Annotated in this window: 3 protein-coding genes; all 3 read left to right on the forward strand. The window is 45.7% G+C overall.

Translation table 11 applies throughout. The features are described 5' to 3' along the window. Positions 1–71 precede the first annotated feature (71 nt). The 3 genes from xylA (at position 72) to RB622_RS08695 (ending at position 11556) form a co-directional block, all read left to right on the forward strand. The gene (gene xylA / locus RB622_RS08685) at positions 72–1400 is read left to right on the forward strand and encodes a xylose isomerase (protein ID WP_308046169.1); all 1329 of its coding nucleotides are present in this window, start codon (positions 72–74) and stop codon (positions 1398–1400) included. Positions 1401–2388: 988 nt separating this feature from the next. After that, the gene (locus tag RB622_RS08690) at positions 2389–10494 is read left to right on the forward strand and encodes a right-handed parallel beta-helix repeat-containing protein (protein ID WP_308046170.1); all 8106 of its coding nucleotides are present in this window, start codon (positions 2389–2391) and stop codon (positions 10492–10494) included. A 507-nt stretch (positions 10495–11001) separates the two neighbouring features. Further along, positions 11002–11556 carry a hypothetical protein gene (locus tag RB622_RS08695; protein ID WP_308046171.1) on the forward strand — a complete coding sequence of 185 codons (555 nt, stop codon included), beginning with the start codon at positions 11002–11004 and terminating at the stop codon, positions 11554–11556. Positions 11557–11660: the final 104 nt, after the last annotated feature.

Raw genomic sequence — 11660 nt, forward strand, 5'->3', positions numbered from 1 at the left:
TTACCCTTTGTACGCTGCTACACCATTTGCCCAAACCTTATTATTCAAAAAAACCATTAACAAAAACCACAATGAGCATACTACTTGGAGAAGAGGAGTATTTTAAAGGAATCGGGAAAATCGCATACGAAGGGCCTGAATCAACAAATCCGTTGGCATATCGCTGGTATGATGAAAATCGTATCATTGCCGGAAAAAGCATGAAAGAACACCTTCGTTTTGCAGTGGCTTACTGGCACAGCTTCTGTGGAAATGGCGGTGATCCTTTCGGAGGACAGACATTATTTTACCCATGGGATAAAAAAGCAGATGCTCTTGACCGCGCAAAAGACAAAGCCGATGCTGCATTTGAATTGATTACAAAACTTGGATTGCCTTATTACTGTTTTCATGATGTGGACGTTGTGGATTATACCGACGACGTACGCAGCAACGAAAAACGCCTTCAGACTTTGACACAATATCTTGCGCAAAAGCAAAAAGATTCAGGTGTTAAATTACTTTGGGGAACAGCCAATTTGTTCAGTCACCACCGTTACATGAATGGTGCTTCAACCAACCCTGATTTTGATGTAGTTTCGCACGCGGCGGCGCAGATCAAAATTGCTCTGGATGCGACGATCGCTTTGGGCGGAGAAAATTATGTATTCTGGGGAGGTCGTGAAGGTTATATGACACTGTTGAATACGGATATGAAACGTGAGCAGGAGCACTTTGCACAGATCCTTAAAATGTCTGTGGCTTATGCGCGCGCCAATGGTTTCAAAGGTAAATTCTTCATCGAACCAAAACCTTGCGAACCGACGAAACATCAGTATGACTACGATGCAGCAACGGTCATTGGTTTCCTTCGTCAGCACGATCTGCTTGCAGATTTCTCGCTGAATCTTGAAGTAAACCACGCTACACTGGCAGGCCACACATTCGAACACGAATTGCAGGTTGCAGCCGATGCCGGTATTTTGGGTTCTATCGATGCCAACCGCGGAGATTACCAAAACGGATGGGATACGGACCAGTTCCCGAATGATATCGCTGAGTGGACAAAAGCACTGCTTGTGATTTTGCAATCAGGCGGTTTACAAGGTGGTGGTATCAACTTTGATGCAAAACGTCGCCGTAACTCTACTGACGCAGCAGACGTTTTCCATGCACACATCGGCGGTATCGACGTAGTGGCAAGAGCGCTTGTGATTGCGGATAAGATCATCCAAAACGGAGAATACGATAAAATCCGTACAGACCGTTATGCAAGTTTTGATTCTGGCAAAGGTGCTGAATTCGAAACCGGTAAACTTAGCCTTACAGATCTTTTCGAACTGGCTGCTGCCAAAGGTGAACCCGCTACCATTTCAGGCAGACAGGAATATCTTGAAAATCTGATCAACCGTTTTATCTAGGTATCAGTCCGGATAAATTTTTATAATAAACATCGAAAGCCTTTGATTCACTTCAAGGGCTTTCGATGTTTATAGCCTAACTGTTAAGGTTTTTCAGACTTGCCACCACCGTCAGCAATTAATTATTTACCGTTAAATAAGTTTATTTTCTTTTTATATAAGTTTTTCTATAAAAAATAAAATAATATAGTTAATTGCACCAAATAGTAACCTGATATTAACATATCAGGTTACGTGACACCCCAACCGAGTTATTTAACCAAACCATTTGCCTATGCATTAACGTCTTCTGTCTACTTCCACCCATACAATGTTTGTAGTCTTTAATGATTGCAATACCACGACGCCCCTTCGTCAGCTCCTTTGTGACTCAACGCCCATCATAACGATTCCGGCCTGTTATCTTCTGATAATCTGGTCAAACTTCAACGCTATCGGGAACATAATTTCATGTCAGTTCTGATACTGGCAGGTTTTCATTTTACTACTCAACGGGTTAATAATCTTTCGGTCTTGATTGCCGCATTTCCATGTGGTGATCAGGCAGCACGGTTTTGCTGGTTTCACTGGAAAGAAAGAGGCTGATTTCAGCTTCTCTGATGAATTTGTTTCAACCCATTTGTTCTCGATATGGTAAATTTCCCGCCTAAGACCTTTTTATCCGGTGATTCGGTACTGCACGCACCCCATGCCCCTGTTTCACACTTAATACCGAATCAACCAAACCGGATGAATGCCGTAGTGCTATCTCCATTTCATCTGTATCCATTGCAGAAACCCATTCTGTGCTGCGCGCCGACGTAGCCCTGCCAACAACATATTGACCGCATGATTGTCAAAACAGAAAATTAATTCCTGTTTATGATCTTTTGCATCTATACCCACCAAAAAACGCGCTGTTTTTTGGTAAGTGGTTCGTTGTGCCCATTCAAAACCGTAAATGTAATCACCACGTACTCATTTCTCCCAACCTAATGGTATCACTTTTATGAAACAAATACGACCCCACCTGTTATTTCTGGCCGTTGTCATGTTTTCTATTAAAACAGCGACGGCCCAAAAAATCATCTACGTTAACGATAATTCCAACGCAAACAGTGTTTTTACGACCGCCATCGGTAGTGATGCAAACTCGGGCGCTAGTCCGTCCAGTCCTTTTGCAACACTGACGAAAGCCATGCAGGAAGCATCCTCGGGAGACCGGATTTTGCTGGATGCCGGAACTTACCTGGCCACCTCGATTACCGTGAAAAGCGGAGTGAAAATTATCGGAACACCTTCGGATAACACGGTCATCACCGCGCAGACTGCCGCAATTTCCTTACAATCCAATACCGAACTCTGGAACCTGAAAATTCAGCGGGTTCTGCCATTAGGATCGGGTTATCCGAGTATATCCGTTGCCACGGGTCCCGGGGCAACCAATGTACTGATCGAAAACTGTTTATTCTTCAAAAACCGGACAGCCATTTATCTGGAACCCGGTTCAACGGATATTGTACTGAAACGAAACCGCTTCGACGATAACCGGACGGGTATCATTTTCCCAGGCTCCGCCTCAGCAACTCCCCTGTCGAAAATTTATCTGATCGACAATGACCTGGTCAACAACCGATCGTACGGACTTATTTTGACGACCAACGCCTTGTCGCCCGTGGAAGTGTATTTATCCGGAAACAATATCACCGGCAACCTAGCGGGTGGGGTAGAAAACGACAATACAAATTCCGGAACAAAGATAATCCTTCGCAACAACTGGTTTGGCACGGCCGTTCCCACTATTTTCAACGGTATTACCAATGACGGTTTTAATGTTCCCGATCACGACACAAATCCGGGGAGCGCGGTATTGACCAACAACAACTCCGTTCCGGGAGCAACCTACCCTAACCAGATCTCAGGAACCAACACAGGCGCCATTCAGACAGGCTTTGTTTATGCATCCAACGCAAACACCAGACCGGCGACCGTTAATTTTGCAAGTTCCAATAACACAAACATCACTGGTCATAGCACCTTTAATTATTTCCCGTCCATCCAGGATGCCATCAGCGCTTCCAACACGGACGCAACCATTACACTTCCCAATGGCGTGTATAGCGACAATGTGGTTTTGAATAAAAAACTGACCGTTAAAGGAAACTCCCGTAACCTGACGGTTATCAGAGGAACCTATGATTTCGGAATCCAAAGCGCCGTCGTTGCCATCAACACCGCGGAAGCAAAAATGGAAAACCTGACCGTCACACGGGATTACGGAAACTCGGTGGATGTGTGGCAGGCAGGACTGCGTGACTCAGGTATCAGTGTTAACGCCGCCAATGTCAGCCTGAACGATATCACCGTTCAAAATCAACGCAGTGCGATCTATGTTTATAACCAGCAGGGTTTTAAACTAACCAACAGTGTTATAGAGAAAAACCGCACCGGTCTTTCCCTAGGTGTTGATATCAGCAACGGTGTAATCACCAACAACATCATCCGCGATAACCTGACCCACGGGATTATCTTTAACCACACATTTGGAACCGGGATTACAGCGAACAATCTGAAAGTAAAAAATAACAGTTTCAGTGGTAACTGGTATACGGATATTTATGCCCACGGTTCGGGGGCGACAAGTATTTACACCAATGCCGACCTGACCTGTAACACCTTTGGCAGCAACGCAGCAGCAACCAATGCTGACCCGGCAGGAGCAAACGAGCCAGGCTATCTCGCCCAGGTACCCGTTCAATTCGGTGGTACGCCTCCCACATTTTTCGCTTCTTTTGCTGGGGATAAAATTGCCGACCTAACCACGGCACCATGGCTTGTCAATATTCCGGTACCGGCCCCGACGGCTATAAGTTTTATTCCAACATCGGGTACGTTAAACATCTCTCCGGTTTCGGGTACGTTATCCGCAGCCAATAACGATTACCGTATTCTTGCCAACGCCATTGGTTGTGTCATGGAAAATCAGACAATCAGCTTAGCCGGTACGTTCAACTGGACGACCTCAGAAGCACAGGCAGAATGGGCCAAAGGTACTAATGCCAAAGCAGCTGACGGTGTAGGGACAACAACCGGTTCCGGTGATAATTATTCGATCACGCCTCCGCCTGCCGTTAATGGTGTCACAATTACATCATCGGGATCCGCCACGATTCAGGGACCTAACGATTTGGCTGGTACTTCACTCGAAACCTTTTTGTTTTTAAACAGTAAAGCAAACAGCAGCTATAAAAACTGGACGATCAGCAATCTGATCCTGAAAGGTTTTGATGTTTCGATCATCGCCGATCATAACGGCGGGCCTGTTGATGTAAACGATAACCTGAAAATTACCGGTAATCAGTTTCATATCCCGGCAGATTTAAATGCGACCGCAGCAGCAGCTGACAACTTTCAGAATATCGGTATTCACTATAATTATGGAAAGAACATCGAAATCAGTCAAAACCAGTTCTTTATCGACGGAACAGGGGTAAGTGATGACGCCGGTGCGAAATATGCTACGACCTATGCCATACAATCTGCAACCAGCGGTGGCACAGCTTATGACGGGCTTAAGATCATAAACAATCAGTTTACCGTGGTTGGCGCGCCGAGTGCCACACCGGCTGTCATCAAGGGAATCTGGGAAAACGGACACAACGAGAATGCATCCATTGAGATCAGCGGTAACAAGTTTACCAATGATATGCCTGGAAATACGGCCAACCTCAACCGGCAGACCGCTTTTTGGGTAACTTCAAAATCAGGAGCTGCTAAAAATGTGGTGTACAAAAATAACGAGGTAAGCAATTACGCCGAAGGCGTAGCCTGGCTTGGGGGATCGTATACGGCGAACACCCCGCCTGATTTCAATACGGGTGCATTACCTGTACAGATACTGAACAACAAATTTGACGCGGTAAACGCAGCCGTTGTTGTCCGTAAATCTGCCGGTAGTACCAATATCAATTCTCCGGCAATGGTTAACAACAACAGCTTTGTAAACTCACTTACGTCGGATATCGCCAACGAAGCGTCCGGTACAGTGGATGCTTCCTGTAACTGGTTTGACGGCGCTATTCTCGCAAGCGGGGCAGTAACTTTAAGTCCGAAACTGATTAACGGAACAGACAACGATTTGGTCCTGATCGGTTTTCAAACGACGGCAGCCTGTGAATATCCCATTAAAAATCTGGCGACAAATGAAACATTCCCAACCATTCAGGCCGCTATTCTTGACGCTGAAACCCTTAACACCCATGAAATATTCATCGGCAACGGGACTTACAATGAGCGTGTAGCGGTTTCCAAGGAATTAATATTTACAGGTGAGTCTCAGGCAGGTACCATCCTGGATGGTGCGGGTCTTGCCGGAACAGGTTCAGGGATTTTCATTGAAACGGGTAAAACACACGTTACCATTCAAAACCTGACCATCCGGAATTTTACCGGCACCAGTGGAAATAGTCACGCAGGGATTTATGCAAACGGTGGAAATAACGATCTGACCATTAAAAACGTTACAACAAAAAACAACGTATCGGCATCAGGAATTTACGCCAACGGACCGGTCGAAAATGTTACAATTGACCTCGTAACAGCTGAGAACAATGGTGCCGGGGCGCGTGGTATCGTGATCTGGAATGGTTTCAAGAAAAACATTTCAATAACAAATTCCATCATTTCCAACAATACATGCTGCGGTATCGAATTGCAGGATGGTACTGCCTCCGGCGTTTTAATTAAGGGAAATACGATTACCGCCAAGGACAACGGTATCGGTCTTATCGGATTAACTTCGGGTGCCGGGCCTAACATTATTGAGGCCAACAATATCCAGGTGACCGGCCGTTTCGGAATTGAGATTAAAAATCCTAACGGTACCGGAAGCACCGATGAAACACTGGATGGCTCCATTATTGTAAAAGGCAACACCGTGAACCTTGCAGGTACCGGAGGAGATACCAGGGATCTGGCGGGTATTTCCGTGTATCGCCGTGGTGTGATTACGGCCAACGGAAATGTCGATGTGCCAACCGGCGTCATCATTACCAATAACAGCGTTAGCGGATTTACACAATCTGGAAACAGCGAAGGTTTCGGTATCGTTGTGGAAGGAACCAATCACAAAATTCTTGGCAATACCTTTACCGGAAACGAAGTGGCCATTCAGCGCCAGTCAGGCCACCAGCCTTATATTGCGAATTCGCAGACTGACGGACTCCAGGATAATCTGCCGGACAACTATTTTGGCCGCGGTAATGCGCCTTACTCCTGCGGTATTGAAGTAGATGCCAATGGCGGGGCGGTCGTAAGGGATGTTTCCTATACTGATCTGGTTGGTGTAGTGGTTAACACCAACACGACCGAAACTTTCTGTTCGATACAAACAGCCGTTGCGGATAACAACACAGCCAACGGCCACACGATCAAAGTAGGTGCTGGGACATTTAACGAACAGGTGATTGTCGACAAATCCGTTGTCATCAAAAGTGCAACCGCTACACAGCCTATCGTTAATTTCACAGGAACACCCGCGGGAAAACTGACGACATTCGATGTTTCCGCAGATGCCGTTACGATTGAAAATCTGAACATCAAAGTAGATCTTGCAAAACTGAAAAGTGCAGTGCTTGCAGCGGGTGCCGCGATTGACCAGATTACAATCAAAGACAACCTGATTAATGCGTACAATCCTCCGGTAGCTGGTACCTATGGCGACCGGAATGCCGTGAGTGTGAACTACGGCGGTTCAACCAATTACCGTGTCGCAACCGGTGGCGTGAATAATATCACCTTTACAGGCAACACGGTCACGAACGAAGGCGCCAATGCTTTCCGCGCGGGTATCGCAGCCGATGAAGCAGCTGGTACTTTCACAGGCAATACCCTGCAAACCATCAACCACGACATCATCGTGCGTTTTGCAAGCAACGGGCCGGTAACGATCAGTAACAATAATTTCAATGGCGGCGGCGTAGAAATGCCCGAAATGAACGCCACGGCCGGAACATTGACCGTCAACAACAATACCTTTAACGGAATTGCTGCCAACCCGGTGGGTGCTGCGATGCTCCGTCTCAAAAATAATTACAACAACAAACCGGTGTTTGTAAACAACAACACGTTTACCGGGCATCAATGGGGTATCAGTCTGGAAAACTACCAGAATGTAACCATTGACAACAACGCAATGACCCCGCTTGCGAACTCAACCATTTTCCGTCACATCACGGTCAATACAAAAGAGCTGAGTTCGTCCAGTGGTTTTTACGCTCCGGCACTTGGTATGACATTGATCAAAAACACTTTTAACGGTTCGGGTACAACCGGAGGAACTGGATTGGCATTTTACAATCATGATAATGACAACCCGGTGTTTGGCACATTTACGCTGGGTGGCGCAGGTAATGAGAACAATTTCGCCGCTGGCCTTGGTACTTTCATTTACATGGACGCACAAGTTGGTTCCACTGCGGCGCCAGCTACCACCATGGCACCCTGGTCAACCAACCTTGATGCTTCGGCTAACAACTTCGACGCTGGTGCGGGATTAGAATCTCCGGCGGTGATGACATTGGCTTCGCTTTACAATACGGAAGACAAAATAACGCATAAAATTGACGACGGCGTTCTCGGTTTCGTGACCGTAAAAGCTTCCAACACCTTTGTCACACCGATCAGTTTTACGCCTGCAACCCTGACGCCTAAAATCCAGAGAGGTGTTGATGCGGCGTCGCCTGGCTGGACTGAAAACGTAAAAGCAGGAACCTACATCGAAAATGTGATCGTTAACAAAGCTTTGAAGATCTACGGAGCCAATTTGGGAATTAATCCCAACACCGGTGGCCGGGTCGCTGAGACCATCGTCGTTCCGGCTGTGAATAACATTACCGACGGTTCTCTCTTCCTGCTTCAGGGCGCATTAAATGGAGTCGAAATCGACGGTTTTACGTTTGACGGAGATAATACTCTTCTTTCAGGCGGTGTCAGCATGAACGGAGCAGACGTGAACACAGCTGAAGCAATTTCAGCTTATGACGGTGTCAGCAATACGTTGGTTAAAAACAACATCATCAGCAATTTCAATTATGCCGGTGTTGACTTTTACAATGATTCAAACGGCGCCGCCGCTACCAGTGGTAATTTGGTTGATAAAAACAAGTTTGATAACCTGATGCCAACCGTTTATGGTATTGGTGTTTTAATTTACCAAAATGCTTATACGAGCATTACCAACAACGTCATGACAAGAGTGCGCGTGGGTATTCAGACCGGTAATTTTGAAAAAGCTGATCCGGGAAATTCACGCACTTTTGAGGCAAACACGATTGAAGCAAGCCGCAGAGGGATTTTCCATAATCTGGCCTATGCCAACGCCTCCGATCTGACCATCAAGGGCAATACCATCACGGGATATGCGGGAACAACCCGCCATGACGGCATTATGATCAGCTCCTTGCAGGGCAACGTCGGTGCGATGGTTGAAAACAATACCATCAACGGGGTCGCCAATGTTACCAATGCCTATCAGCTATGGAACAACCCGTCGAACAAAGTGACCATCAAAGGCGGAACGGTCAATACCGCGCTGAACGGTATTTTTGCCAACAATTTTGACGGTTATCCTGACGCAGGTTCCAATGCGGAATCCAGTGCATATCTGGTGGATGGCGTAACAATCAACAATACGGTTACCGGGATATGGGTGAAAGACAACACGTCAAACACCAATAACGCTACCGTTAAAGTTACGCTCGCAGGCAACACCGCTATCAATGAGGCCAGTGTACAGGGAAGTCTGGTTTCCGGAAAAGATGCGCAACTGGTTACTGGTCCGTCAACGATAAAACTGGGCGCTTCTACGCCGTATGCCGTCAATGTTACGGGTACTACCGGTGCAACGGCTCCGAATGTTATCCTCAACACAGATTTTGCGGTTAACAGAAATGGAAACACGACTGCACCGGTATTGAATACGGAAATCGACGCCATTGTGGAGATCGGAAGCAACTGGTCAATTCCATCGGGCGGACCGACTTATCCGTTTATTATCCAGGGAAAACTGTTGTTTGAAAACGGGATCCTGAATGCAGAAAACGGACCGGTATTCTTTACCACCAACGCCAGCGATATCGTGACCGGTACAAAACCTGAAAAAACGACGAGTTATATCCTTGGAAAAGCCATCATGGCGGCCAGACCGGTCAATGCCGGTGCCATTAATTTTCTTGGTGTAAATCTACCAGCAGGAGGCGATCTGGGCAGCCTGGGTATTGAAAGAATTACCGCAAATGCTGCCATATCACCTTCCGTAACAACGGGTTCCATCAATGCACGATGGATCATCACGCCAACCAACACCGCAGCGGGCCGGACCGGAGCAAGTTTCAGCTTCCTGAGCAACTTCCTGAATGGTCAGATTCCTTCTTCCCTGTATGCTTACCGTTACGACGGATCGGCCTGGGAAAAGAAAAGCGTTTTGCTGACAGCCAGTTTATCGGCAGGATTGTACACGACATCCGCTTTTGATATCACCGCATTTTCTCCGTGGACATTCAGCAGCGCTTCAAACCCGCTTCCTGTAACCTTAACGGCGTTCAGTGCGACAAAAAATGAGCAAACTACCCTGCTAAGCTGGTCAACCACAGCCGAAGCAAACAGCAGCCATTTTGATATCGAGCATAGCGTGAACGGTAAAAACTGGACAAACATCGGAACCATGGCCGCAAAAGGCGAAAGTAGATCGCTTTCATCCTATTCATTCAGTCATGCTGATCCTGCCAGCGGAGAAAATCTTTATCGTTTGAAAATGATCGATCTTGATGAAACCTTTGCATACAGCCGCATCATCAGTTTGCACTTTGGCGGAGAAGGATCGGTATCTTTCTATCCCAACCCGGCAACAGAGCTATTGCAGATCAATATCAAAGACTGGACTAAGGTGGCAACTGTCAAACTGATCGACATGAACGGAAGGACGGTTTACACATCCTTATCCGCTGGTTTACATAAAACCATTGATGTCCGGTCATTGTCTCAAGGTATGTATCTGGTCGAGATCAGAAAAGCGGATGGAAATTTCACCGTTAATAAGATTGTGATCTCAAAATAAAGACTGAGATAACCTGAAAAGTAAAAGAAGAGACCGCCTCAAATCCTAATGAGGCGGTCTTTTTGTTGTTAAAAAGTTGTAGTTATGGAAATGGTGGAAGTATGCTATTGTATTGCTTTATCGATTTTAATATGAGAGGCCGAGCGTGGGGAGGTTCAGCGTTATGAGCGTTAACCTTGCTATGAACCTGATATGGTGCTGACTTATAAACACTCACCTCATAGAGGTGCCCTGTTTATAGGAAAAGATATTGAATGGAAATTATTTAACTCCATAGGAGTTTTCTGTGCGTATTGAGGCGACTCTTACGGAGTCGGGAAAATCTTCGAAAGAGATTGTTTCTATAAACAGGAGGCTCTATAGAGCCAGAAAGTTCAACGCAGGGTTAGAAACGAGAAGCCTAATAGTCCCGATTGCAAATCGGGGTTAGTATGAGTTTCTTTGTTAAGTTTTCACATTTTTGACGGACCATTCTTGTCAGGGATGTGATTTTTTATAAATTGGATTATGCAAGAATATAGATTTGAATACACAAAAACAGGGTTATTAATATCTATTGCCATTGGCTCATTTATTTTGGGAATCGTAGTGACTATGATACTACCTGATCTTGGTTTGCTATTGGGTATACACCTGAATGCCGCCATTGGTGTGGCAACGGGAATTCTGATTTTATATCTGACCAGGAACAATTATAAAAAAAGTTCAGAAGCGCTTCTGAGTAACGAAGAGGTTATTTTCAAATTTGACGGGATTGAAAGTAAAGTAAGGTTTCAGCATCTGGAATATTACAAAATTGAATACGGTAATGGCGTCTCTTTAAACTTAAAAATGCAGGACGAACCCGTGATTAGCATTGGTGCTAACCGTAATTTTTGCGACGCCAGTCTACTGGGTAGTTTTTGCATTAAACTTGAAGAAAACCTGCTGGCCTACAAGGTTCGAAATAATGCTGGTTTGGTACGCAGGCCCTCGGTTTTTGAACATCAATATATGCTGTACTTCCTGCTGATTGCCACTGGAATAATCATCTTTTTAACGTTCCAAGAGACTGTAAACTAAACTGTGTCACCTCTTAATTTATTTAAGGGGAAAAATAAGTAAATTAGTTTAACTTATAGACACAATGAAGACAAACGAATCGTTCGATTTTCAACGCTTCAAAG

It is taken from the genome of Dyadobacter sp. LHD-138, from assembly GCF_030929615.1.
Lineage (GTDB): Bacteria > Bacteroidota > Bacteroidia > Cytophagales > Spirosomataceae > Dyadobacter.